This window comes from Kitasatospora sp. NPDC032121, assembly GCF_055580145.1.
Genome location: NZ_JBVILX010000001.1, coordinates 157,534 through 182,715, shown reverse-complemented (window position 1 = coordinate 182,715; position 25,182 = coordinate 157,534). Strand labels below are relative to the sequence as shown.

The 25,182-nt window shown below is 71.8% G+C and carries 22 protein-coding genes; 18 read left to right on the top strand and 4 right to left on the bottom strand.

Going from position 1 to position 25,182, the window contains the following annotated elements; translation table 11 throughout:
• Positions 1–105 precede the first annotated feature (105 nt).
• From pdxS to ACZ5OX_RS00730, 11 genes are all read left to right on the top strand, one after another.
• A complete protein-coding gene (gene pdxS / locus ACZ5OX_RS00780; RefSeq protein ID WP_465627907.1) occupies positions 106–1,017 on the top strand; it encodes a pyridoxal 5'-phosphate synthase lyase subunit PdxS in 912 nt (303 codons plus the stop codon).
• A gap of 96 nt (positions 1,018–1,113) precedes the next feature.
• The gene (gene pdxT / locus ACZ5OX_RS00775) at positions 1,114–1,737 is read left to right on the top strand and encodes a pyridoxal 5'-phosphate synthase glutaminase subunit PdxT (protein ID WP_392874674.1); all 624 of its coding nucleotides are present in this window, start codon (positions 1,114–1,116) and stop codon (positions 1,735–1,737) included.
• Between the two features lie 78 nt (positions 1,738–1,815).
• Positions 1,816–2,574, top strand: coding sequence for a YebC/PmpR family DNA-binding transcriptional regulator (locus tag ACZ5OX_RS00770; protein ID WP_049651428.1), 759 nt, complete (start codon positions 1,816–1,818; stop codon positions 2,572–2,574).
• Between the two features lie 163 nt (positions 2,575–2,737).
• Positions 2,738–3,289: a crossover junction endodeoxyribonuclease RuvC gene (gene ruvC / locus ACZ5OX_RS00765; protein ID WP_465628864.1), complete on the top strand. Its 552-nt coding sequence runs from the start codon at positions 2,738–2,740 to the stop codon at positions 3,287–3,289.
• Positions 3,286–3,897 carry a Holliday junction branch migration protein RuvA gene (gene ruvA, locus ACZ5OX_RS00760; protein ID WP_465627905.1) on the top strand — a complete coding sequence of 204 codons (612 nt, stop codon included), beginning with the start codon at positions 3,286–3,288 and terminating at the stop codon, positions 3,895–3,897. Before ruvC ends, ruvA begins: the two co-directional genes overlap by 4 nt.
• A 53-nt stretch (positions 3,898–3,950) precedes the next feature.
• A complete protein-coding gene (gene ruvB, locus ACZ5OX_RS00755) occupies positions 3,951–5,021 on the top strand; it encodes a Holliday junction branch migration DNA helicase RuvB (RefSeq protein WP_465627903.1) in 1,071 nt (356 codons plus the stop codon).
• A 260-nt stretch (positions 5,022–5,281) separates the two neighbouring features.
• On the top strand, positions 5,282–5,689 hold the full coding sequence (gene yajC, locus ACZ5OX_RS00750) for a preprotein translocase subunit YajC (RefSeq protein ID WP_449789496.1): 408 nt from the start codon (positions 5,282–5,284) through the stop codon (positions 5,687–5,689).
• A gap of 146 nt (positions 5,690–5,835) precedes the next feature.
• Positions 5,836–7,638, top strand: a complete 1,803-nt coding sequence (secD, locus tag ACZ5OX_RS00745) for a protein translocase subunit SecD (RefSeq protein WP_449808557.1) — start codon at positions 5,836–5,838, stop codon at positions 7,636–7,638.
• A gap of 4 nt (positions 7,639–7,642) precedes the next feature.
• Positions 7,643–8,746, top strand: coding sequence for a protein translocase subunit SecF (gene secF, locus ACZ5OX_RS00740; protein WP_465627900.1), 1,104 nt, complete (start codon positions 7,643–7,645; stop codon positions 8,744–8,746).
• 46 nt (positions 8,747–8,792) lie between these two features.
• Positions 8,793–9,344, top strand: a complete 552-nt coding sequence (locus ACZ5OX_RS00735) for an adenine phosphoribosyltransferase (protein ID WP_392874692.1) — start codon at positions 8,793–8,795, stop codon at positions 9,342–9,344.
• A gap of 120 nt (positions 9,345–9,464) precedes the next feature.
• The gene (locus ACZ5OX_RS00730; RefSeq protein WP_465628863.1) at positions 9,465–11,951 is read left to right on the top strand and encodes a RelA/SpoT family protein; all 2,487 of its coding nucleotides are present in this window, start codon (positions 9,465–9,467) and stop codon (positions 11,949–11,951) included.
• Positions 11,952–12,041: 90 nt separating this feature from the next.
• Here ACZ5OX_RS00730 and ACZ5OX_RS00725 read toward each other — a convergent pair whose 3' ends face one another.
• Both ACZ5OX_RS00725 and ACZ5OX_RS00720 read right to left on the bottom strand, forming a co-directional pair.
• Complete coding sequence (locus tag ACZ5OX_RS00725; RefSeq protein ID WP_465627898.1) at positions 12,042–13,271, bottom strand: DUF349 domain-containing protein; 1,230 nt, start codon at positions 13,269–13,271, stop codon at positions 12,042–12,044.
• A gap of 265 nt (positions 13,272–13,536) precedes the next feature.
• Positions 13,537–14,379 carry a peptidylprolyl isomerase gene (locus ACZ5OX_RS00720; protein WP_465627896.1) on the bottom strand — a complete coding sequence of 281 codons (843 nt, stop codon included), beginning with the start codon at positions 14,377–14,379 and terminating at the stop codon, positions 13,537–13,539.
• Between the two features lie 235 nt (positions 14,380–14,614).
• Here ACZ5OX_RS00720 and ACZ5OX_RS00715 point away from each other — a divergent pair, with 235 nt between their 5' ends.
• From ACZ5OX_RS00715 to rpsD, 7 genes are all read left to right on the top strand, one after another.
• The gene (locus ACZ5OX_RS00715) at positions 14,615–15,322 is read left to right on the top strand and encodes an MBL fold metallo-hydrolase (protein WP_465627894.1); all 708 of its coding nucleotides are present in this window, start codon (positions 14,615–14,617) and stop codon (positions 15,320–15,322) included.
• A gap of 11 nt (positions 15,323–15,333) precedes the next feature.
• The gene (hisS, locus tag ACZ5OX_RS00710; protein WP_465627892.1) at positions 15,334–16,596 is read left to right on the top strand and encodes a histidine--tRNA ligase; all 1,263 of its coding nucleotides are present in this window, start codon (positions 15,334–15,336) and stop codon (positions 16,594–16,596) included.
• Complete coding sequence (gene aspS, locus ACZ5OX_RS00705; protein WP_449789488.1) at positions 16,593–18,383, top strand: aspartate--tRNA ligase; 1,791 nt, start codon at positions 16,593–16,595, stop codon at positions 18,381–18,383. Before hisS ends, aspS begins: the two co-directional genes overlap by 4 nt.
• 156 nt (positions 18,384–18,539) lie before the next feature.
• A complete protein-coding gene (locus ACZ5OX_RS00700) occupies positions 18,540–18,986 on the top strand; it encodes a GNAT family N-acetyltransferase (RefSeq protein WP_465627890.1) in 447 nt (148 codons plus the stop codon).
• A gap of 140 nt (positions 18,987–19,126) precedes the next feature.
• Positions 19,127–19,945, top strand: coding sequence for a polyphosphate kinase 2 (gene ppk2, locus ACZ5OX_RS00695; protein ID WP_465627888.1), 819 nt, complete (start codon positions 19,127–19,129; stop codon positions 19,943–19,945).
• A gap of 38 nt (positions 19,946–19,983) precedes the next feature.
• On the top strand, positions 19,984–21,393 hold the full coding sequence (locus ACZ5OX_RS00690) for a replication-associated recombination protein A (protein ID WP_402406522.1): 1,410 nt from the start codon (positions 19,984–19,986) through the stop codon (positions 21,391–21,393).
• A 312-nt stretch (positions 21,394–21,705) separates the two neighbouring features.
• Positions 21,706–22,320, top strand: a complete 615-nt coding sequence (rpsD, locus tag ACZ5OX_RS00685) for a 30S ribosomal protein S4 (RefSeq protein ID WP_030056230.1) — start codon at positions 21,706–21,708, stop codon at positions 22,318–22,320.
• Between the two features lie 81 nt (positions 22,321–22,401).
• On the opposite strand, the gene ACZ5OX_RS00680 is transcribed toward rpsD, so the two are convergent.
• A complete protein-coding gene (locus ACZ5OX_RS00680; RefSeq protein ID WP_449789484.1) occupies positions 22,402–22,728 on the bottom strand; it encodes a tetratricopeptide repeat protein in 327 nt (108 codons plus the stop codon).
• A gap of 46 nt (positions 22,729–22,774) precedes the next feature.
• Positions 22,775–24,922, bottom strand: coding sequence for an ATP-binding protein (locus tag ACZ5OX_RS00675; RefSeq protein WP_465627886.1), 2,148 nt, complete (start codon positions 24,920–24,922; stop codon positions 22,775–22,777).
• Positions 24,923–25,182: the final 260 nt, after the last annotated feature.

Below are 25,182 nucleotides of genomic sequence, written 5' to 3'. Positions count from 1 at the left end.
TGTCGTGTCCCGTCGTCCGGGCTGGACTTGGTGGCGCATGGAGGCGTCACCCGTTCTGCCTACCATAGGGCGATAGCACTGATTCATCTTCGAGTGAGGTCTCACGTGTCCACCACCCCCACCACCGCAGACCAGCCGCAGATCGGCACCGCCCGCGTGAAGCGCGGCATGGCCGAGCAGCTCAAGGGCGGTGTGATCATGGACGTGGTCAACGCCGAGCAGGCCAAGATCGCCGAGGACGCCGGCGCGGTCGCCGTCATGGCCCTGGAGCGGGTCCCGGCGGACATCCGCAAGGACGGCGGCGTGGCTCGCATGTCCGACCCGAACATGATCGAGGAGATCATCGAGGCGGTCTCCATCCCGGTGATGGCCAAGTCCCGCATCGGCCACTTCGTCGAGGCCCAGGTGCTCCAGTCGCTGGGCGTCGACTACATCGACGAGTCCGAGGTCCTGACCCCGGCCGACGAGGTCAACCACTCGGACAAGTTCGCCTTCACCACCCCCTTCGTCTGCGGCGCCACCAACCTGGGCGAGGCCCTGCGCCGCATCGCCGAGGGCGCGGCCATGATCCGCTCGAAGGGCGAGGCCGGCACCGGCAACGTCGTCGAGGCCGTCCGCCACCTGCGCCAGATCAAGAACGAGATCGGCCACCTGCGCGCCCTGGACCACAACGAGCTGTACGCCGCCGCCAAGGAGCTGCGCGCCCCGTACGAGCTGGTCAAGGAGGTCGCCGAGCTCGGCAAGCTGCCGGTCGTGCTGTTCTCCGCCGGTGGCGTGGCCACCCCGGCCGACGCCGCGCTGATGCGCCAGCTGGGCGCCGAGGGCGTCTTCGTCGGCTCCGGCATCTTCAAGTCGGGCGACCCGGCCAAGCGTGCCGCCGCCATCGTCAAGGCCACCACGTTCTTCGACGACCCGAAGATCATCGCGGACGCCTCCCGCAACCTGGGCGAGGCCATGGTCGGCATCAACTGCGACACCCTGCCGGAGACCGAGCGCTACGCCAACCGCGGCTGGTAGTCACCCGCAGTTTCCGGGCCGGCCCGCCGCAGCGCCTCGGTGCGCGGCGGGCCGCGCCACGTAGTCCGTCGTAACGATCGATAGAGGTTGAAGACCGTGAGCACTCCTGTCATCGGCGTCCTCGCCCTCCAGGGCGACGTCCGCGAGCACCTGGTGGCGCTGGCCGAGGCCGACGCGCTCGCCCGTCCGGTGCGCCGCGCCGAGGAGCTGGCCGAGGTCGACGCGCTGGTGATCCCCGGCGGGGAATCCACCACCATGTCCAAGCTGGCCCTGCTGTTCGGCGTGATGGAGCCGCTGCGCGAGCGGGTCGCCGCCGGGATGCCGGTCTACGGCACCTGCGCGGGCATGATCATGCTGGCGGACAAGATCCTGGACGGCCGCGAGGACCAGGAGACCGTCGGTGGCATCGACATGACGGTGCGCCGCAACGCCTTCGGCCGTCAGAACGAGTCCTTCGAGTCCGGGATCGACTTCGCCGGCCTGGACGACGCGCCGGTGCACGGCGTCTTCATCCGTGCCCCCTGGGTCGAGTCGGTCGGCGCGGGCGTCAGGGTCCTGGCCGAGCTGCCCGCCGCGGACGGCCCGGACAGCCGGATCGTGGCGGTCCGCCAGGGCAACCTGCTGGCCACCTCCTTCCATCCGGAGCTGACCGGTGACCACCGGGTGCACGCGTACTTCGTGCGGATGGTCGAGGAGCACCTCTCCGCGGCCGCGCGCTGACCGTGTGCGTCTCACCGGTGGCGACACCGGTAAGATCTCATCTGTTCATTTCCCTTTGGCGACGTAAAGGAGCTGGCGATGTCCGGCCACTCTAAGTGGGCTACCACCAAGCACAAGAAGGCCGTGATCGACGCCAAGCGCGGCAAGCTCTTCGCCAAGATGATCAAGAACATCGAGGTGGCGGCGCGCACCGGCGGTCCCGACCCGGCGGGCAACCCGACGCTCTACGACGCCATCCAGAAGGCGAAGAAGAGCTCGGTCCCGATCGACAACATCAACCGCGCCGTCAAGCGCGGTGGCGGCCTGGAGGCCGGCGGCGCCGACTACCAGACCATCATGTACGAGGGCTACGGCCCGAACGGCGTCGCGGTCCTGATCGAGTGCCTCACCGACAACCGCAACCGCGCCGCCTCCGACGTGCGCGTCGCGATGACCCGCAACGGCGGCTCGATGGCCGACCCGGGCTCGGTGTCGTACCTGTTCACCCGCAAGGGTGTCGTCATCGTCCCCAAGGCCGACGGTGTGGACGAGGACAAGCTGTTCGAGGTCGTCCTGGACCAGGAGCCCGAGGAGATCAACGACCTCGGCGACTCGTTCGAGATCGTCTCCGAGGCCTCGAAGATGGTCGCCGTGCGCACCGCGCTGGTCGACGCCGGCGTCGACTACGACTCGGCCGAGGCGAACTTCCTGCCCAGCATGCAGGTCGAGCTGGACGTCGACGGCGCCCGCAAGATCCTGAAGCTGATCGACGCGCTCGAGGACAGCGACGACGTGCAGAACGTCTTCGCCAACTTCGACATCTCCGACGAGGTCGGTGCGCAGCTCGACGCCGAGTGACACGGCATCGATCGATCGACGGCGAGTGACCGTTCTCACTGCCCGGCCCGGTGGTCCCTGGACCACCGGGCCGGTGTCGTCGGTCGGGTTGTCGGACCCGGGCGGTAGCCTGCGGGGGTCCTCCGAGTGACGAGTGGCGAGTGGCAGGGAGTCGGGGCGAGTGGTGCGGGTACTGGGCGTGGACCCGGGGCTGACCAGGTGCGGAGTCGGCGTGGTCGAGGGCGCGCCGGGCCGGCCGCTGCGGATGGCCGGGGTCGGCGTGGTGCGCACCCCCGCCGAGGCGGAGATCGGGCAGCGGCTGCTCCAGGTGGAGCAGGGCCTGGAGGCCTGGCTGGACGAGCACCGGCCGGACCTGGTCGCCGTCGAGCGGGTCTTCGCCCAGCACAACGTCCGCACCGTGATGGGCACCGCCCAGGCCAGCGCGGTCGCGATGCTCTGCGCCACCCGGCGCGGCATACCCGTCACCCTGCACACCCCCAGTGAGGTCAAGGCCGCCGTCACCGGCTCGGGCCGGGCAGACAAGGCGCAGGTCACCGCCATGGTGCAGCGCCTGCTGCGGCTGGACGCGCCGCCCAAGCCCGCCGACGCCGCCGACGCGCTGGCGCTGGCCATCTGCCACATCTGGCGCGGCGGGGCGAGCAACCGGCTGGAGGCCGCGGTCCGGGCCGCCCGCACCACCCCCCGCTCCACTCCTTTGAAAGGCACCGTCCGATGATCGCCTTCGTGCAAGGGCCCGTGGCGGCCGTCTCCTCCGGGATCGCGGTCGTCGAGGTGGGCGGCGTCGGCATGGCCGTGCAGTGCACCCCGAACACCCTGGCCGGGCTGCGGCTGGGCGAGCCGGTCCGGCTGGCCACCTCCCTGGTGGTCCGGGAGGACTCGCTGACCCTGTTCGGCTTCGCGGACGACGACGAGCGCGCCGTGTTCGAGATCCTCCAGGCGGCGCCCGGCGTCGGCCCCAAGCTGGCGCAGGCGATCCTCGGCGTGCACAGCCCCGACGCGCTGCGCGCCGCGATCGCGGCCGGCGACGAGAAGGCGCTGGTCGCCGTGCCGGGCATCGGCAAGGCCAAGGCGGCCAAGCTGCTGCTGGAGTACAAGGACAAGCTCGGCGCCCCGCACGGCGCCGTCCCCGCCCAGAAGCCGGTCGCCGCCGGTCCGGCGCCGTGGAGCGAGCAGCTGCACTCCGCGCTGACCGGCCTCGGCTACGCCCCGCGCGAGGCGGACGAGGCGGTCGCCGCCGTCACCCCGGAGGCCGAGGGGCAGCCGACGCCGGACGTCGGCGCCCTGCTCAGGCTCGCCCTGCGCGGCCTCAACCGCGCCCGCTGATCACCTGACGATCTGTCCGTTTGTCGACACTGGAGACTCTGGAGCCCGCGAGGATGTACGACTCGGAACCCGCCGACCGGCTGGTCACGGCCGCCGCCGACGGCGAGGACCAGGCGGTGGAGGCGGCGCTGCGCCCCAAGCTGCTGGACGAGTTCATCGGCCAGGAGCGGGTGCGCGAGCAGCTGTCGCTGGTGCTCCAGGCCGCCCGCAAGCGCGGCAGCGCGCCCGACCACGTGCTGCTGAGCGGCCCGCCCGGGCTCGGCAAGACCACCCTGTCCATGATCATCGCCGCCGAGCTGGGCGTCCCGATCCGGATCACCTCCGGCCCGGCCATCCAGCACGCGGGTGACCTCGCGGCGATCCTCTCCTCGCTCACCGAGGGCGAGGTGCTCTTCCTCGACGAGATCCACCGGATGTCCCGGCCGGCCGAGGAGATGCTCTACATGGCGATGGAGGACTTCCGGGTCGACGTGATCGTCGGCAAGGGACCGGGCGCCACCGCCATCCCGCTGGAGCTGCCGCCCTTCACCCTGGTCGGCGCCACCACCAGGGCCGGCCTGCTGCCGCCGCCGCTGCGCGACCGCTTCGGCTTCACCGGGCACATGGAGTTCTACGCCCCGGCCGAGCTCCAGCGGGTGGTGCACCGCTCGGCCACGTTGCTGGACGTGGAGATAGACCCGGCCGGTGCGGCCGAGATCGCCGGGCGCTCGCGGGGCACCCCGCGCATCGCCAACCGGCTGCTGCGCCGGGTCCGCGACTACGCCCAGGTCCGGCACGACGGCCTGGTCAACGCCGAGATCGCCGCCCAGGCGCTGGACGTCTACGAGGTGGACGCCCGCGGGCTGGACCGGCTGGACCGCGCGGTGCTGGACGCGCTGCTGCGGCTGTTCGGCGGCGGTCCGGTCGGTTTGTCGACACTCGCCGTCGCCGTGGGGGAGGAGTCCGAGACGGTCGAGGAGGTCGCCGAGCCCTTCCTGGTCCGCGAGGGCCTGCTCGCCCGCACTCCGCGCGGTCGGATCGCCACCGCGGCCGCCTGGCAGCACCTCGGCCTGACTCCGCCGGTCCAGACCACTCGCAGAAGTGTTCCGGCGCAGTCGGAGCTGTTCCCCGCCGACGAAAGTTGACCGCCATCGGCTGAACGGGTGAGATCGGCGGGTCGGTTCCCGTCCGGTGCTCCCGAGGTGGCGTGGGGAGTGGCCCGGAGCGAAGTCCGGTGAAACTGTGCAGGCGGAGGGTCGCCACTTTCGGCGGCAGGATGCGATGCTTGGCGTTGTCCGATCGATTCGGGGTCGCCTAGACTCCGCCGGACCGCCCCTCTCACCTGACGGGCCGACCAATACCACACAGGCCGCCGGCCGGCGGCCCGTAAAGGACCCTGGCTGCAGTGAACCTCATCATCCTTCTCCTCCCGATCATCGCGATCGTGCTCATGTTCCGGTCGCAGAAGAAGCGCCAGCAGCAGATGCAGCAGATGCAGACGGCGCTGGAGCCCGGGGCGGGGGTGCGCACCATCGGTGGCCTGTACGCCCAGGTGAAGGCGGTCAACGAGGAGACCGTCGAGCTGGAGATCGCGCCCGGCGTGGTCACCCACTTCACCAAGAGCGCCGTCGCGGCCGTCCTGGACCCCCAGGAGTACGACGCGATCATCAACGGCCGCCCCGCCGATGACGAGCTGCCCGAGCCGGAGGCCGAGGACGCCGACGCCGCGCCGGTCGAGGACAAGCCGCTGACGCTCACCAAGGACAGCGCCGCGAAGGGCGATGCCGAGGGCGGGGCTCCCGAGAGCAAGTAGTACGGCCGGGCAACCCGCCCGGCCGCGCGGCATCCGCCGCGAGCCCACAGGACCTCAGGGCCGCAGAACCGCCGTACCCCCGTCCCGACTATCGCCGGCCGGGGGTACGGCCGGGAAAGTGGCATGGACAGGGAGAAACGAGCAAGGTGGCAACACCCAAGTCGCGCCCGCGCGACGGCTACCCAGGGCGGGCGCTGGCCCTCATCCTGGTCGTCACCGTCGGACTGGTCGCCCTCATGTTCGGGACGGGCACCACCAAGCCCCGGCTCGGGATCGATCTCGCCGGTGGCACCAGCATCACGCTGACCGCGAAGTCGTCCGATCCCAAGGCTCTCAACAAGTCCAACATGGACATCGCCGTCGGGATCATCGAGCGCCGCGTCAACGGCATGGGTGTCTCCGAGGCGGAGGTCCAGACCCAGGGCTCGGACACGATCATCGTGAACATCCCCAAGGGCGGTGACCGGCAGAACGCGGCGGACCAGGTGGGTACCACCGCGAAGCTGTTCTTCCGCCCGGTCCTGGCCGTCGCCCCCAGCGGCATCTCCGCACCGGAGCCGACCGGCACCCCGTCCGCGGCCGCCACCGGCACCCCGGGCGCCACGCCGGCCGCCACCCCCTCCGCCGGTGCCCAGTCCGCGGCCCCGAGCGCCACCAAGCAGGGCCGCCCCGCGAGCGAGGCGCTGGCCGCCGAGGGCGCCAGCCCGACCGCCGCCGCCACCGGTGCCGCCCCCGCCGCCACCGGCAGCGCGGCCCCGGCCGCCACCGGTGCCCCGAGCACCCCGGCCGTCCCGCAGACCCCGGCCGACATCAGCAACGCGATGACCCAGGGCACCGTGCCGCCCGAGCTGGCCGCCGCCTTCGCCGCCCTGGACTGCTCCAAGCCGGACGTCCGCGCCGCCCAGACCGGCGCCGAGGACAAGGCCGTCGTCGCCTGCTCCCAGAAGGCCGAGAACGGCTACTACGAGAAGCTGGCCCTCGGCCCCGCGGCCGTGAAGGGCGCGGACGTCTCCAAGGCCCAGGCCAGCATCGACACCCAGACGGGTGCCGGCTGGCAGGTCCAGCTGCAGTTCAACGGCACCGGCACCGACGCCTTCGCCAAGGTCACCGGCCAGCTGGCCGCCCAGGCCCCGCCGACCAACCAGTTCGCCATCGTGCTGGACAACCAGGTGGTCTCGCACCCGCAGGTCAACGGGCCGATCCCGGGTGGCAGCGCGGTCATCACCGGCCGCTTCAGCCAGGCCGAGGCACAGGACCTCGCCAACGTGCTGAGCTACGGCGCCCTGCCGCTGGAGTTCGCCAAGAGCGACATCACCACCGTCTCCCCGGCGCTCGGCAGTGACCAGCTCAAGGCCGGTCTGGTCGCCGGCCTGATCGGCATGGTCCTGGTGGTCGCCTACTCGCTGATCTACTACCGCGGCCTCGGCCTGGTCTCGATCGCCGGTCTGCTCGTCTCGGCGGCCCTGACCTACTCGATCATGAGCCTGCTCGGCAACGCGATCGGCTTCGCGCTGAACCTGCCGGCGGTCTGCGGTGCGATCGTCGCGATCGGCATCACCGCCGACTCCTTCATCGTGTACTTCGAGCGCATCCGCGACGAGGTCCGTGAGGGCGCCCCGCTGCGCCCGGCGGTCCAGCGGGCCTGGCCGCGCGCCCGGCGCACCATCCTGGTCTCGGACTTCGTGTCCTTCCTCTGTGCCGCCGTGCTCTACGTGGTCTCGGTCGGCAAGGTCCAGGGCTTCGCGTTCACCCTGGGCCTGACCACCCTGCTCGACGTGGTGGTGATCTTCCTCTTCACCAAGCCGCTGATCACGCTGCTGGCCCGCCGGAAGTTCTTCCTGAACGGCCACCCGTGGTCCGGCCTGGACCCGAAGCGGCTGGGCGCCCGCCCGCCGCTGCGCAGCAGCCGTCGCCGTAGCCCCTCCTCTGCCGCCGTGAAGGAGGCCTGACACCGTGTCACGCTTCTCCAACCTGGGCCACCGGCTCTACCAGGGCGAAGTCAGCTTCGACTTCGTCGGTCGCCGTAAGCTCTGGTACTCCATCTCCGGCGTGATCGTGCTGGTCGCGGCGATCGGCCTGGCCATGGGCCTGCACCTGGGCATCGAGTTCAAGGGCGGCTCGGTCTACACCGTGTCCAAGCCCGGCCTGACGGTCTCCCAGGCACAGGACACCGCCGACGGGGTCGTCTCCTCGCACCCGCTGGTGCAGTCGACCGACAGCGGCAAGATCCGCATCCAGGTCAGCACCGAGGAGCCGAAGAGCTCGGACGAGATCCGCTCCGAGCTCTCGCAGAAGCTCGGCGTGCCGCTGGACACCGTCGAGGCCCAGGTGATCGGCCCCAGCTGGGGCAAGCAGATCTCCCAGAAGGCGCTCACCGGCCTGATCGTCTTCATGGTCCTGGTGACGGTCTACCTGGCGATCGCCTTCGAGTGGCGGATGGCGGTCTCCGCCCTGGTCGCCCTCATCCACGACCTCCTGATCACCATCGGCGTGTACGCCCTGGTGGGCTTCGAGGTCACCCCGGGTACGGTGATCGGCTTCCTGACCATCCTCGGTTACTCGCTCTACGACACGGTCGTCGTCTTCGACACCGTGAAGGAGAACACCAAGGGGATCACCAAGCAGAACAAGCTCACCTACAGCGAGGCCGCCAACGCCGGCCTCAACCAGACCCTGGTGCGCTCGCTCAACACCACCGTGGTGGCGCTGCTGCCGGTCGCCGCGCTGCTGTTCATCGGTGGCGGCCTGCTGGGCGCCGGCACCCTGAACGACATCTCGCTCGCGCTGTTCATCGGCCTCGCGGCCGGTGCCTACTCCTCGATCTGCGTCGCCACCCCGCTGCTGGCGCAGCTCAAGGAGGAGCAGCCGGAGATGAAGGCGCTGCGCAAGCGGGTCCTGCAGCACCGGGCCGCCGCGGCCGCCAAGGCCGAGGCCGCGGACGGTGCCGAGGCGGACGGGGAGCCGACGGGCGAGGAGCAGCCTGCGGGTATGGTCGGACAGCGTGGCCGATCGGCCGGCACCGCCCGTGCCAAGGGCCGTCCGTCCACCAAGCGCTGACCCCGGGCAGGACCCCGGGCCCCACCGGACCGTTAAGGACAGAACCGTGACCACCGTCGACACCGCACTGGCCGAGCTGCTGAACAGCCGGATCCGGGACGTCCCGGACTACCCGAAGCCGGGTGTGCTGTTCAAGGACATCGCGCCGCTGCTCGCCGACGCCGAGGCCTTCGGCGCCCTGACCGGCGCGCTGGCGGACCGGGCCAAGCAGCTCGGTGCGACCAAGGTGGTGGGCCTGGAGGCGCGCGGCTTCGTGCTGGCGGCTCCGGCGGCCTTCGCGGCCGGGCTCGGCTTCGTGCCGATCCGCAAGCAGGGCAAGCTGCCCGGCGAGGTGTTCCGGCGCTCGTACGAGCTGGAGTACGGCTCGGCGACGCTGGAGGTGCAGTGCGACGCCTTCGCTCCCGGTGAGCGGGTGCTGGTGGTGGACGACGTGCTGGCCACCGGCGGCACCATCGGCGCCTCGCTGGACCTGGTGAAGGAGGCCGGGGCCGAGCTGGCGGGCGTCGTGGTGCTGATGGAGCTGGGCTTCCTGGACGGCCGCGAGCGGCTGGCCGGGCACCTGGACGGCGCTCCGCTGGAGACGCTGGTCACGGTCTGACGGACACCTCGGGAGGACGGCGGTCGGAACATCCGACCGCCGTCCTCCCGTTTCCTGGCACGGCCGGATGAACACCCCGGCGCCCGGCTCGGTACCATGAAGATTCATCCCCTCCCGGTTCTGCCCGACCGTTCGGGTCCCGGCGGGGGTCGGCCCCGGTGCCCCGAGGAGTTGTCCTTGCCCGACGAGGTTGTGCCCACGGCCGCAGCGGCCACCCCCGAAAACCGTCCCACGCCCTCGGGGGCCACCCCGGCACGCCCGGCGCCGACCTCGTCGCGTTCGCTCGGCCCCTCCGGCCGCGGCTCCACAGGCGGCATGCGAGCCCGGCTGGCCCGCCTGGGCGGCCAGCGCTCCAGCGTGCTCAACCCCGTCCTGGAGCCGCTGTTCCGCTCGATCCGGGCCAACGACCCCAAGGCCGACCCGGCGCTGCTGCGCGACATAGAGAAGGCGTACGCGGTCGCCGAGAAGTGGCACCGCGGGCAGAAGCGCAAGAGCGGCGACCCGTACATCACCCACCCGCTGGCCGTGGCGACGATCCTGGCCGAGCTCGGCATGGACGCCCCGACCCTGATGGCCGGGCTGCTGCACGACACCGTCGAGGACACCGACTACGGCCTGGAGACCCTGCGCAAGGACTTCGGCGACTCGGTGGCCCTGCTGGTGGACGGCGTCACCAAGCTGGACCGGGTCAAGTTCGGCGAGGCCGCGCAGGCCGAGACCGTCCGCAAGATGGTCGTGGCGATGGCCAAGGACCCGCGGGTCCTGGTGATCAAGCTGGCCGACCGCCTGCACAACATGCGCACGATGCGCTACCTCAAGCGGGAGAAGCAGGAGAAGAAGGCCCGCGAGACGCTGGAGATCTACGCCCCGCTGGCGCACCGGCTGGGCATGAACACCATCAAGTGGGAGCTGGAGGACCTCGCCTTCGCGATCCTCTACCCCAAGATGTACGACGAGATCGTCCGGCTGGTCGCCGAGCGCGCCCCCAAGCGGGACGAGTACCTGGCGACCGTCATCGACCAGGTCCAGGCGGACCTGCGCGGCGCCCGGATCACCGCCTCCGTCACCGGCCGGCCGAAGCACTACTACTCGGTCTACCAGAAGATGATCGTCCGGGGCCGGGACTTCGCCGAGATCTACGACCTGGTGGGCATCCGGGTCCTGGTCGACACCGTCCGCGACTGCTACGCGGCGCTGGGCACCATCCACGCGCGGTGGAACCCGGTGCCGGGGCGGTTCAAGGACTACATCGCGATGCCCAAGTTCAACATGTACCAGTCGCTGCACACCACGGTGATCGGTCCCGGGGGCAAGCCGGTCGAGCTGCAGATCCGCACCTTCGACATGCACCGGCGGGCCGAGTACGGCATCGCCGCGCACTGGAAGTACAAGCAGCGCGCGGTGGCCGGGGCGTCCAAGGTGCGTACCGACACCCCGACCCAGGTCCGCAAGGACGACAAGGCCGGCGCCGTCAACGAGATGGCCTGGCTGCGGCAGCTGCTGGACTGGCAGAAGGAGACCGCAGACCCGGGCGAGTTCCTGGAGTCGCTGCGCTTCGACCTGGCCAGCAACGAGGTCTTCGTCTTCACCCCCAAGGGCGACGTGATAGCCCTGCCGGCCGGGGCCACCCCGGTCGACTTCGCCTTCGCCGTGCACACCGAGGTCGGCTACCGGACGATAGGCGCCCGGGTCAACGGGCGGCTGGTGCCGCTGGAGTCGACCCTGGAGAACGGCGACACCGTCGAGGTGTTCACCTCCAAGGCGGAGAACGCCGGTCCGTCCCGGGACTGGCTGGGCTTCGTCAAGTCGCCGCGCGCCCGCAACAAGATCCGCGCCTGGTTCTCCAAGGAGCGCCGGGAGGAGGCGATCGAGCACGGCAAGGAGGCGATCGTCCGGGCGATGCGCAAGCAGGGCCTGCCGATCCAGCGGATCCTGACCGGCGACTCGCTGGTCACCCTGGCCCACGAGATGCGCTACCCCGACATCTCCTCGCTCTACGCCGCGATCGGCGAGGGCCACGTCGCCGCGCCGAACATCGTGCAGAAGCTGGTGCAGGCGCTCGGCGGCGAGGAGGGCGCGACCGAGGACCTGGCGGAGACCACCACCCCGACCCACGACAACCGCCGCGCGGCGCGCCGCCGGGCCAAGGGCGACCCGGGCGTGATCGTCAAGGGCGTCGAGGACGTCTGGGTCAAGCTCTCCCGCTGCTGCACCCCGGTGCCGGGCGACCCGATCGTCGGCTTCGTGACCCGCGGCAACGGCGTCTCGGTGCACCGCGCCGACTGCGTCAACGTGGACGCGCTGAGCCAGCAGCCGGAGCGCATGATCGACGTCGAGTGGGCGGCCACCCAGTCCTCGGTCTTCCTGGTGGCCATCCAGGTCGAGGCGCTGGACCGCTCCCGGCTGCTCTCGGACGTCACCCGGGTGCTGTCCGACCAGCACGTCAACATCCTGTCGGCGGCGGTGCAGACCTCCCGGGACCGGGTGGCGATGAGCCGCTTCACCTTCGAGATGGGCGACCCGAAGCACCTGGGCCACGTGCTCAAGGCGGTGCGCGGCGTCGAGGGCGTGTACGACGTCTACCGCGTCACCTCCGCCCGCAAGTAGCGGTGCCGCCCCGCCCTGGGGCGGCAACAGCGCGGAAGGCCCCCCGGGAGTGCTCCCGGGGGGCCTTCGCGGTTCGGCGGGTCAGGGCGGTCAGCCGCTGAACTCCTCCTGGCTCTTGTGCGCCTGGTCCAGCAGGGTCCGCACGCCGGCCAGCTCGGACTCCAGCTTGGCGACCTTGGAGGCGTTGCCGGCCGCGCGGGCCTTGTCCAGGTCGGCCTGGATCTTGTCGGCCTTCGCCTGGAACAGGCCCACCATGCCGGCCGCGCGGGCCTTGGCCTCCGGGTTGGAGCGCTTCCACTCGGCCTCCTCGGCCTCGCGGATGGCCCGCTCGACCGCGTTCAGCCGGCCGTCCAGCTTCGGACGGACCTCGCGCGGCACGTGGCCGATGGCCTCCCAGCGCTCGTTGACCTCGCGCAGCGCGGCCTTGGCGGCCTTGAGGTCGGTGATCGGCAGGATCGCCTCGGCCTCGGCGGCCAGCGCCTCCTTGAGCTTCTGGTTCTCCACCTGCTCGGCGTCCCGCTCGCTGAACACCGCGGAGCGGGCCTGGAAGAAGACGTCCTGGGCGCCGCGGAACCGCGCCCACAGCTCGTCCTCGATGTCCCGCTGGGCCCGGCCGGCGGCCTTCCAGCGCGCCATCAGGTCGCGGTAGGAGGCGGCGGTGCTGCCCCACTCCGTGGACGAGGACAGCGCCTCGGCCTCGGCGACCAGCGACTCCTTGGTCTGCCGCGCCCTCTCGCGCTCGGCGTCCAGGGTGGCGAAGTGCGCCTTGCGGTGCTTGGAGAAGACCGAGCGGGCGTGCGAGAAGCGGTGCCACAGCTCGTCGTCGCTCTTGCGGTCCAGCCGCGGCAGGCCCTTCCAGGTGTCCACCAGGGCGCGCAGCCGGTCCCCGGCCTCCCGCCACTGGGTGGACTCGGCGAGCTGCTCGGCCTCGGAGACCAGGGCCTCCTTGGCCGAACGGGCCTCGTCCTGGGCCTTGGCGCGAGCGGCCTTGCGCTCCTCGCGCCGGCTCTCGATCTCACCGGCGAGCGTGTCCAGCCGCTTGGCCAGGCCCTCCAGGTCGCCGACCGCGTGCCCCTCGACCACCTGGGCACGCAGGTGCTCCAGCGCGGTCTGGGCGTCCTTCGCGGCCAGGTCGGTGGTGCGCACCCGCTTCTCCAGCAGGCCGATCTCCACCTCGATGCCCTGGTACTTGCGCTCGAAGTAGGCGAGGGCCTCCTCGGGCGAGCCGGCCTGCCAGGAACCGACGACGCGTTCACCGTCGGCCGTCCTGACGTAGACCGTGCCCTGCTCGTCCACACGGCCCCACGGGTCGCTGCTCATAGCGCGTCCTCCACATGACGTCGCGCCCGCGCCGGGGCGGCGCGCGTCCGTCGTCCACAGTTGATGTGCGACGGACCGAAAGAGTCCGCCGTCCCCGTCCGCCGTGCCTTGCTGCCGAGGGTGACGGCTAGGCGGGTCCGGGCACCCTATACAACGCCAACATAGGCGACCAGGACCGGTGCTGTCCGCATCCGGGCCGGGCGATTTCGGTCCGGGGCCGTGCGGGGGCGGCGCGCACGCCGCCCGCCGACGGCCCCGGAGTCGGTCAACCCTTCGCCACCGTAACGGAGTTGAAGGTGACGTCGGCCATCGGGTGGCCGTCGGGCGAGCCTTCCAGGGTGCCCGCGGCGGCGATCTTCTGCACGGCGTCCAGACCGCCGGTGATCTTGCCGAAGGGGGTGTAGTTCGGCGGCAGCTTGGTGTCCTTGTAGACCAGGAAGAACTGGCTGCCGTTGGTGCCCGGGCCCGAGTTGGCCATCGCCACGGTGCCGGCCGGGTAGGTCGCGCCGACCAGGTTCTCGTCCGCGAACTTGTAGCCGGGGCCGCCGGTGCCGCCCGGGACGGTCGCGCTGGCGGTCGGGTCGCCGCACTGGAGCACGAAGATGCCGTCGGTGGTGAGGCGGTGGCACTTGGTGTGGTCGAAGTACTTCTCGCCGGCCAGGAAGGCGAAGGAGTTCACGGTGTGCGGGGCCTTGGCCGCGTCCAGCGCGATCGTCACCTTGCCGCAGTTGCTGTCCAGCGTCATGGCGTACGAGCCGCTCGGGTCGATCGTCATCGGCGGCTCGGCCTGCCACTGCTTGCCGTTGGGCGCGCCCGGCGCCGGGGCGGCGCAGCCCTCGACCGGCTTGCGGGTCGGGGTGGTCGGCTCCTGGGTCGGCGCGGCCTGGGCGCTGTTCGCGGCCGAGGCCTTCTTGTCGCCCTTGTCGTCCGAGCTGAACGCGCCGGTGGCGATCAGGGTGCCACCGCCGGCCAGCACCACGACCGCGAGCGAGGCGCCCAGGATCGTGTTGCGCCGCTTGCGCGCGGCCTCGGCCGCGACCCGGCGCTCCAACTGGCGCTCGTACTTCTCTCGGGCGAGCTGCCGCCGCCGCTGTTCGCTGCTGACCACCGGCCGTGTCTCCTACGGATGTGCGGGAAAAGTGGATGGATTCCGGAGCGGATCATCGCATCCCTCGGCGGCCAAGTGTAGGGACCCGGCCCGTAAGAACGCGGTGAACCTGTCAGGCCGCGTGCCCCGCCACCGCCATCTGGTTCGCAACCGGACCCGGAGCGCCGGTAGGCTGCGCTTACACCACTTGACTTGCATCCCGTAGCCGTCGCCGACCACATAACGAAGGACGAGCGTGTTCATCGCCGGATTCCCCGCTGGAGCCTGGGGCACCAACTGCTACCTGGTCGCTCCGGCGGCGGGCGAGGAGTGCGTCATCGTCGATCCCGGCCACCAGGCGGCCCGGGGCGTCGAGGAGATGGTCCGCGAGCACCGGCTGAAGCCCGTCGCCGTGCTGCTCACCCACGGCCACATCGACCACGTGGCCTCGGTGGTCCCGGTCTGCGGCGCCCGCGGCGTCCCGGCCTGGATCCACCCCGAGGACCGCTACATGATGTCCGACCCGGAGAAGGCGCTCGGCCGCTCCCTGGGCACCCAGCTGATGGGCGAGCTCACCGTCGGTGAGCCCGACGACGTGCGCGAGCTCACCGACGGCAGCGTGCTGGAGCTGGCCGGCCTGAAGCTCACGGTGGACCACGCCCCGGGCCATACCGGGGGGTCGATGACCTTCCGGACGCCCGGTGCCGAGGACCTCCCCCCGGTGCTGTTCTCGGGCGACCTGCTGTTCGCCGGCTCCATAGGGCGTACCGACCTCCCGGGCGGGGACAGCGAGGCGATCATGAACTCGCTGGCCCGGGTGTGCCTGCCCCTCGACGATTCCACCGTGGTCCTCTCCGGCCACGGCGGTCAGACCACCATCGGCCGCGAGCGCGCCACCAACCCCTACCTCCGACAGGCAGCAGGGGCGGCGGGCGCCCCGGCTTTCCCGCGACGAGGAATGTGACGGAAGAGAAGTTGAGCACCTTCACCGCCCCCAAGGGCACCTACGACCTGCTGCCCCCCAGCTCCGCGACGTTCCTGGCGATCCGCGACCGGCTCTCCGAGCCCTCCCGCCGGGCCGGTTACGGCTACGTCGAGACCCCGGTCTTCGAGGACGTGAAGCTGTTCTCCCGCGGTGTCGGCGAGTCCACCGACATCGTCTCCAAGGAGATGTACACCCTCACCACCAAGGGCGGTGACGAGCTCGCGCTGCGCCCCGAGGGCACCGCCCCGGTGCTGCGCGCCGCCCTCCAGGCCAACCTGCACAAGCAGGGCAACCTGCCGGTCAAGCTCTGGTACTCCGCCTCGTACTACCGCTACGAGCGCGCCCAGAAGGGCCGCTACCGCCAGTTCTCCCAGGTCGGCGCCGAGGCGATCGGCGCGGAGGACCCGGCGCTCGACGCCGAGCTGGTCATCCTGGCCGACGACGCCTTCAGCTCGCTCGGCGTGCGGAACTACTCGCTGCTGCTCAACAGCCTCGGCGACAAGCAGTGCCGCCCCGTCTACCGCGCCGCGCTGATCGAGTTCCTCTCCGGCCTGGACCTGGACGAGGAGACCCGCCGCCGCGCCGAGATCAACCCGCTGCGCGTCCTCGACGACAAGCGCGAGTCCGTGCAGGCCCAGCTGGTCGACGCGCCGATGCTGCGCGACTACCTGTGCGAGGAGTGCAAGGCGTACCACGAGAAGGTGCGCGAGCTGCTCACCGCGGCGGGCGTGGCCTACGTGGACGACCCCAAGCTGGTGCGCGGCCTGGACTACTACACCCGCACCACCTTCGAGTTCGTGCACAACGGCCTCGGCGCCCAGTCCGCGATCGGCGGCGGCGGCCGCTACGACGGCCTGTCCGAGATGATCGGCGGCCCGGCGCTGCCGTCCGTCGGCTGGGCGCTCGGCGTGGACCGCACCTTCCTCGCGATGGAGGCCGAGGGCATCACCCTGGAGCTGCCGTCCGCCACCGCCGTGTACGCCGTCGCGCTCGGCGAGGAGGCCAAGGACGTCCTGTTCGCCAAGGTGACCGAGCTGCGCCGGGCCGGCGTGGCCACCGACCTCGCCTTCGGCGTCAAGAGCATCAAGAACGCCATGAAGTCCGCCGACCGGTCCGGCGCCCGCTTCGCCCTGATCGCCGGGGACCGGGACCTCGCCGAGGGCGTCGTCCAGCTCAAGGACCTGAGCACCGGCGAGCAGACCCCCGTCGCCCTCGACGCACTCGTCACCACCCTGAAGGAGAAGCAGCTGTGATCCGCACGCACGACGCGGGCACGCTCCGCCCGGAGCACGCAGGCACCACCGTCACCCTGGCCGGCTGGGTCGCCCGCCGCCGCGACCACGGCGGCGTCGCCTTCATCGATCTGCGCGACGCCTCCGGCACCGTGCAGATCGTGGTCCGCGACCTCGACTCGGTGCACGGCCTGCGCGCCGAGTACTGCGTCAAGGTCGTCGGCGACGTCCGGGTCCGCCCCGAGGGCAACGAGAACCCGGACATCCCGACCGGCGCCGTCGAGGTCGTCGTCAGCGAGATCGAGGTGCTCTCCGAGGCCGCCCCGCTGCCCTTCCCGGTCGCCGAGTACGAGCCGGGCACGGTCAACGAGGAGGTCCGGCTGCGCTACCGCTACCTGGACCTGCGCCGTGAGGGCCCGGCCAAGGGCCTGCGCCTGCGCTCCAAGGTCAACAACATCATCCGCCGGGTGATGGAGGAGAACGACTACCTCGACATCGAGACGCCGTACCTCACCCGCTCCACCCCCGAGGGCGCCCGCGACTTCCTCGTCCCGGTCCGCCTCCAGCCCGGCCACTGGTACGCCCTGCCGCAGTCGCCCCAGCTGTTCAAGCAGCTGCTGATGGTGGCCGGCATGGAGCGCTACTACCAGATCGCCCGCTGCTTCCGCGACGAGGACTTCCGCGCCGACCGGCAGCCGGAGTTCACCCAGCTGGACATCGAGGCCTCCTTCGTCGACCAGGAGGACATCCTGGCCCTCGGCGAGAAGATCATCGGTGCCATCTGGCGCGAGGTGCACGGCTACGAGGTCCCGAACCCGCTGCCGCGGATGACCTACGCGGACGCCATGGGCCGCTACGGCTCGGACAAGCCGGACGTCCGCTTCGGCCAGGAGCTCACCGACCTGACCGAGTACTTCAAGGGCACCGACTTCCGCGTCTTCCAGGCCCCGTACGTCGGCGCCGTGGTCATGCCCGGCGGTGCCTCGCAGCCGCGCAAGCAGCTGGACGCCTGGCAGGACTGGGCCAAGGCGCGCGGCGCCAAGGGCCTGGCGTACGTCCTCATCGACGCCGAGACCGGCGAGCTGCGCGGCCCGGTCGCCAAGAACCTCTCCGAGGAGCACCTGGCCGGCCTCGCCGCCGCCGCGGGCGCCAAGAACGGCGACGCGATCTTCTTCGCGGCCGGCAAGGAGCGCGCCTCGCAGGAGCTGCTCGGCGCCGCCCGTCTGGAGATCGGCCGCCGCTGCGAGCTGATCGACGAGTCCAAGTGGGCCTTCCTCTGGGTCGTCGACTTCCCGATGTTCGAGCCGATCGAGGACGACAAGGGTCAGTTCCAGGGCTGGCACGCGGTGCACCACCCGTTCACCGCCCCGACCGCGGAGTCGCTGGCCACCTTCGACACCGACCCGGGCTCGGCGCTGTCCAACGCCTACGACCTGGTCCTCAACGGCTCGGAGCTGGGCGGCGGTTCGATCCGTATCCACCAGCGCGACGTGCAGAAGCGGGCGTTCGACGCGATCGGCCTCTCCGAGGAGGAGGCGGCCTCGCAGTTCGGCTTCCTGCTGGACGCCTTCAACTACGGCCCGCCGCCGCACGGTGGTGTCGCCTTCGGCCTGGACCGCATCGTCACGCTGCTGGGCGGGTACGACACCATCCGGGACGTCATCGCCTTCCCGAAGACGTCCACCGGCGGCGACCCGCTGACCGGCGCCCCCACCCCGATCACCCCGGCACAGCGCCGCGAGGCCGGCGTGGACGCCCAGCCGAAGGTCCGCGAGGACGCCAAGGGCGAGGCTCAGCCCAAGTCCTGACACCGCGTCATCCGCTAACCTGCAACGGCCCCGGACGGTCCACCCACCGTCCGGGGCCGGTCCACAACGGTGTGTGACACAGGGAGGGTTGACTCAATGCAGGTCACAACGAGAGTCGAATGTCCGGACGACGCCCCGGCGACCAGGCGCGTCCACATGGCCGCGTTCCCAGGACCGGACGAGGCGGACCTGGTGGACGCGTTGCGCCGCGATCCCGCCTGGCTGCCCGGCCTGTCCGTGGTGGCGGTCGACGAGGCCGGGCTGGTGATCGGGCACGCGCTGCTGAGCCGGCTGCGGGTCGGCGACGGCAGGGGGCTGGCGCTCGCGCCGGTCGCGGTGGCGCCCGAGTGGCAGCGCCGGGGCGTCGGCGAGCTGGTCGTCCGGGCCGCGCTGGCGGCGGCCGAGGACGCGGGCGAGAAGCTCGTGGTCGTCCTCGGCGATCCGGAGTACTACAAGCGGTTCGGCTTCGCGCCGGCCGGGCGGCACGAGGTCACCGGCCCGTTCGAGGTGCCGGAGACGTACTTCCAGGCGCTGCCGCTGACGGGGTACGACGGCGGCCCGCGCGGACTCTGCCGCTACCCCGAGCCCTTCCTCGCCCTCTAGGGCCCGTCTCCCTCGGGTGCCTCTCCCAGGGCCGGTCCACGAGACCGCCCCGGTCGCCACGGCCCCGCCGACCTGCGGATCCGGCCAGCGGCGCCTACGGTGAGTGCTCATCAGCATTCGACCGAACGGAGGACCCGAGGGTGGCCGAGCAGCAGCGCAGCGGCAAGCCGGAGAAGCTGGCCAAGAGGCCGTACGAGAGGGAGCTGCTGCGGCTCCAGCAGGAGCTGGTGAAGCTCCAGGAGTGGGTGCGGGTCGAGGGCGCCCGGCTGGTGGTGGTCTTCGAGGGGCGTGACGCGGCGGGCAAGGGCGGAGCGATCCAGCGGGTGACGGAGTACCTGAACCCGCGCATCGCCCGGGTCGCGGCGCTGCCCACGCCGACCGAGCGGCAGAAGACCCAGTGGTACTTCCAGCGCTACGTCGAGCACCTGCCGGCCGCCGGGGAGATCGTGCTGTTCGACCGCAGCTGGTACAACCGCGCGGGCGTCGAGCGCGTGATGGGCTTCTGCGACGACGACGAGTACTGGCAGTTCCTGCACCAGTGCCCGACCTTCGAACGGATGCTGATCGAGTCGGGCATCCTGCTGCGCAAGTACTGGTTCTCGGTGAGCGACACCGAGCAGGAGCGGCGGTTCCGGGACCGGCTGGAGGACCCGATGAAGCGCTGGAAGCTCTCCCCGATGGACGTCGAGTCGATCACCCGCTGGGAGGACTACTCGCGGGCCAAGGACGAGATGTTCCTCCACACCGACGTCCCGGACTCGCCCTGGCACGTGGTGGAGAGCGACGACAAGCGCCGGGCCAGGATCAACATGATCGCCCACCTGCTGTCCACCGTGCCGTACCAGGAGACGAAGGTCCCGCAGATCGAGCTGCCGCCCCGCCCCGCGTCGCGCGGCTACCAGCGCCCCCCGCGTGACCTGCAGAAGTACGTCCCGGACCACGCCGCCGCGCTGGAGTAGCGGCCCGGGCTGTCCGGGGCCTCGCATAGGCTTCCGGTGTGGACGAACCGGACCTCTTCACCGCCGCAGCCGAGGAACGCCAGACCAGGGAGCCCGGCCGGGCGCCCCTGGCCGTACGGATGCGTCCGCGCACCCTGGACGAGGTGGCCGGGCAGCGGCAGCTGCTGAAGCCCGGTTCGCCGCTGCGCCGGCTGGTCGCGGGCTCGCGCGGCCCGGCGGCGACCAGCTCGGTGATCCTCTGGGGGCCGCCCGGCACCGGCAAGACCACCCTGGCGCACGTGATCAGCCAGGCGGTCGAGGGCCGCTTCGTGGAGCTGTCCGCGATCACCGCCGGGGTCAAGGAGGTCCGGGCGGTGATCGACGGCGCCCGGCGGGCGGTCGGGATGTCCGGCCGGGAGACGGTGCTCTTCCTGGACGAGATCCACCGCTTCTCCAAGGCCCAGCAGGACTCGCTGCTGCCGGCCGTGGAGAACCGGTGGGTCACCCTGATCGCGGCGACGACGGAGAACCCGTACTTCTCGGTGATCTCCCCGCTGCTGTCCCGCTCGCTGCTGCTCACCCTGGAGTCGCTGACCGACGAGGACATCCGGGCGCTGCTGCGCCGCGCGGTGGCCGACGAGCGCGGCCTGGAGGGCGCGCTGGAACTGTCCGCGGAGGCCGAGGACCACCTGGTGCGCCTGGCCGGCGGGGACGCCCGCAAGGCGCTCACCACCCTGGAGGCGGCGGCCGGGGCGGCGCTGGAGGAGGGTGAGCCGAGCATCACGCTGGCCCTCACCGAGACGGCGGTCAACCACGCGGCGGTGCGTTACGACAAGGACGGCGACCAGCACTACGACGTGGCCAGCGCGCTGATCAAGTCGATCCGCGGCAGCGACGTGGACGCCACCCTGCACTACCTGGCCCGGATGATCGAGGCGGGGGAGGACCCGCGGTTCATCGCCCGCCGGCTGATGATCTCGGCCAGCGAGGACGTCGGCCTGGCGGACCCGACGGCCCTGCAGACGGCGGTGGCGGCGGCCCAGGCGGTGGCCCTGATCGGCTTCCCGGAGGCCCGGATCATCCTCTCCCAGGCGGCCATCGCGCTGGCCCTCGCGCCCAAGTCCAACGCCGCGTACCTGGCGATCGACGCGGCGCTGGCGGACGTCCGGCAGGGCCTGGCCGGCGCCGTCCCGTCCCACCTGCGGGACGCCCACTACGGCGGCGCGGGCAAGCTCGGCCACGGCAAGGGCTACCGGTACCCGCACGACCTGCCGGAGGGCATCGCCGCCCAGCAGTACGCGCCGGACGCGGTGCACGGCAAGGAGTACTACCAGCCGACCAGGCGCGGCGGCGAGGCCCGGTACGCGGACGTGGTGGAGTGGACGCGCGGGCGGCTGCGGGGGGAGCGCAGGGCGGAGAAGAAGGACGGGAAGAAGCCCGAGGAGCAGCCCGGGGAAAAGGGCGAGTGATCCACCGGTATACTTCGTCGGAGTGCCATGTCCCGGGACGGCGGCGGGGGAGACCCCACCGACCGGCCGCACCAGCGGGGCATCGGCGGTAGGCCTCCTCCGGGAGGCCCGCACCAGGAGCGTCGCGCACCGTCACCGGTGTCGCGGGCGGCCCGGGTTCCCGGGTCCGTCCGTGTGACCAGCACTTCCGTGCCCGGCTCCGGAGAGCGGCTGATCCCATCGCGCAGGCGGCGGGGTTTTCTCCGGGTCGCGACATGCGACCTCCGTCAACACCTGGTGAAGCCGTATTCGTAAGCAAGGAAGGTTTGGTTCATGGCGAACCAGAAGCGTCCCAAGGTCAAGATCGCGCGCGCGCTCGGTGTGCCGCTGACCCCGAAGTCCGTCAAGTACTTCGAGGCCCGCCCGTACCCGCCCGGCCAGCACGGCCGTGGCCGCAAGCAGAACTCGGACTACAAGGTCCGTCTGCTCGAGAAGCAGCGTCTGCGCGCCCAGTACGACCTGAGCGAGAAGCAGATGGCGCGCGCGTTCGACCGCGCGAAGAAGGCCGAGGGCAAGACCGGTGAGGCGCTCGTCGCCGACCTGGAGACCCGTCTGGACTCCCTGGTCCTGCGTTCGGGCATCGCCCGCACCATCTACCAGGCCCGCCAGATGGTCGTCCACGGCCACATCGAGGTCAACGGTGGCAAGGTCAACAAGCCGTCGTTCCAGATGAAGCCGGGCTACGTGGTGACCGTCCGCGAGCGCAGCAAGGAGAAGGTCCCCTTCCAGGTCGCCCGTGAGGGTGGCTACGCGGGTGAGGGCCAGACCCCGAAGTACCTCGAGGTCAACCTGAAGGCCCTGGCCTTCCGCCTGGACCGTGCGCCGCAGCGCAAGGAGGTCCCGGTGATCTGTGACGAGCAGCTGGTCGTCGAGTACTACTCGCGCTGACCCGGCTTCGCTCTTCGCGAACACCAGCGAGCCCCCGTCGCCTTCCGAGGCGACGGGGGCTCGCCCCTTTTCCCGCCGGCGTCAGATGCTCTCGCCGGTCATCGCGGCGGCCAGCCGCAGGTGCGGGCGGGCCTCCTCGGCGCGGCCCTGGCGCTCCAGGGTGCGGCCGAGCATCAGCCGGGCGTAGTCCTCGGCCGGGTCGGCCTCCAGGATCCGCAGCAGCTCGGCCTCGGCGCGGCGCAGCTGGGCCGAGTGGAAGTAGCTGCGGGCCAGCAGCAGCCGGACGGAGAGGTTGGTCGGCTCCTCGGCCAGTACGCCTTCGAGCATGCGGGCCGCGTCGGTGTAGGCCTTGGAGTCGAAGTAGAACTTCGCCATGCGGTACTCGTCGGCGGCATTGTTGACGGCCATGGTGTTCCTTCCGCAGTTACTTGCCTCCTCAAGCAATCGGCAAGCTTCAACTATTCCGCGCCGGTGAGGGCGCCGACGCGGGCGGCGCCGAGCGGGGGCCCGGGACCGGCCCGGGGGCCGCCGCCGAGCCCCCGCCGCCGAGCGCCCGGACGACCGCCGCGTCCAGGTCCAGCAGGGTGCCGGCCTCGTAGCAGTCCTCGTACTCCTGGGCGGTCAGCCCGGCCAGGGCCCGCTCCGCGCACTCCTGGTGCGGGCCGAAGAAGCTCCGCGAGCCCAGGAACGGGTTGCCGACCGTGCGCCAGAGCCGGTGCGCGGCTCCCTGCAGCACCCGGGCCTCGCGCAGGTCACCCGGCTCGCCCGGTCTGCCCGGCTCCGTCTCCAGCAGCGCCAGCAGGTCGACGCCCAGCGCGAGGCCGAGCAGGTCGTGGAAGAGGTGGTGCAGCCGTACGCACTCCCGGGCCAGCGTCCGGGCGGGCCGGACGGCGCCGTCCAGCCAGTGCGAGTACGCCATCGCGTAGTGCACGTACCCGTAGGCCCACTGCTCGCCGTGCTCCTCGCACAGCCCGCGGGCCTGGCGGAACCAGAGCTCGCCGCTGTCCGGGTCGCCCTGGAACAGGTAGGCGAGGCCCAGTTCCAGCATGGCCATCACCACGTTGCTGTTGAGCTCGCCGATGGTCCGGTAGTGCCAGAGCGCCTCCTCGAACAGCTCGGCGGCCCGGTCGGGGTCGTCGCCGACCAGCGCGACACAGCCCTGGCGGTGGACGGCGTAGGCCAGGGCCCGGTCGTCGCCGGTGTTCAGCGCCTGGCGGCGGCAGTCCTCCAGCGCCGGTCGGGCGAAGCCGAGGTCGCCCTGGAGGACGGCCACGTGACCGGTGACCCAGAGCGCCTTCGCCCGGACCTCGGTGGGCTCGCGGTCCAGGGCGAGCGCGCGGTCCAGCCAGTGCCGGCCCTCGTCGAGGTGGCCGCAGCCGACCCAGTAGAACCAGAGCGTGGCGGCCAGCAGCAGGGCGATCTGCTCCTCGCCGGGCTCGCCGAGGCAGTACTCCAGCGCCGCGCGGAGGTTGCCGTGGGCGAGCGCGGTGCGCTCGGCGGTCTCCGCCTGCCGGGGGCCGAACCACTCGGCCTCGCCCCAGGTGGCGACGCCCAGGTACCAGTCGCGGTGGCGGCGCAGCAGCCGCTGCTCCTCGCCGGCGGCGCGCAGCCACTGGCCGCCGTACTCGCGCAGGGAGTCCAGCAGCCGGAAGCGCACGCCGAAGGCGCTGTCCCCGCTCAGGACGACGGACTTGGCGACCAGCTCGTCGAGGAGGTCGAGCACCTCCTCGGCCTCGATGCCCTCGCCGGCGCAGACGTACTCGGCGGCCTCCAGGTCGAAGCCGCCGGCGAAGACCGACAGGCGGGCCCAGAGTAAACGTTCCTGCACGGTGCACAGCTCATGGCTCCAGCCGATCGTCGTGCGCAGCGCCCGGTGCCGGGGCAGGGCCGTCCGGGAGCCGCCGGTGAGCAGCCGGAAGCGGTCGTCCAGCCGGGCGGTGACCTGCTCCACGGACAGCGCGCGCAGCCGCCCGGCGGCCAGCTCCACGGCCAGCGGCAGGCCGTCCAGCCGGCGGCAGAGCAGCGCGACCGCCTCCGCGTTGGCCTCCGTCACCTCGAAGGACGGCAGCACCGCCCGGGCCCGGTCGGTGAACAGCCGGACCGCGTCCGGCAGCGCGCCCGGCCGCACCGGGCCGGGCGGCGCGAGGTCGACCGGCAGCGGCGCGAGGGCGAGCAGGTGCTCGCCCGAGGCCCGCAGGGCGGTGCGGCTGGTGGTCAGCAGCCGCAGGCCGGGCAGCGCCCGCAACAGAGCGTCGGCCAGGTCGGCGCAGGCCTCCACCAGGTGCTCGCAGCCGTCCAGCACCAGCAGCAGGCGCCGGCCGGTCAGCCGCTCGATCAGGACGTCCAGCGGCGGACGGGCGGTGCCGTCGGCGAACCGCAGCGCCTCCAGGACGGCGTCGCCGAGCAGCAGCCCGTCCTGCACCGGGGCCACGTCCACCAGCCAGGTGCCGTCCGGGAACGCGCCAGCCGCCCGCGCCGCCGCGCGCAGCGCCAGCCGGCTCTTGCCCACGCCGCCGGGGCCGGTGACGGTCACCAGCCGGGCCGAGGCCAGCAGGCCGGTCAGCTCGGCCAGTTCGTCCTGCCGCCCGACGAAGGCCGTCACCTCGGCCGGCAGCCGACCGGGCTCAGGACCGTGCGGTCCCGCCGCGGGCTCCCAGGGCTGTGCTCTCCGGTCCCCGGCCAAGGGCTGCTCCCCGTGCTCCAGGCCGGACCGCCGAGGTCCGGACGCGCGTAGGGCCGTACGGGCGACGGCCTGCCAGGCAGAACGAGGTGACCGGCCGGTAGGTTACGCGCGCGGATCGCACATCCGACCGGATCGCCGGGGGAGAGAACCCGGTCCGGGAATCAGGCGTGGGCGCGATA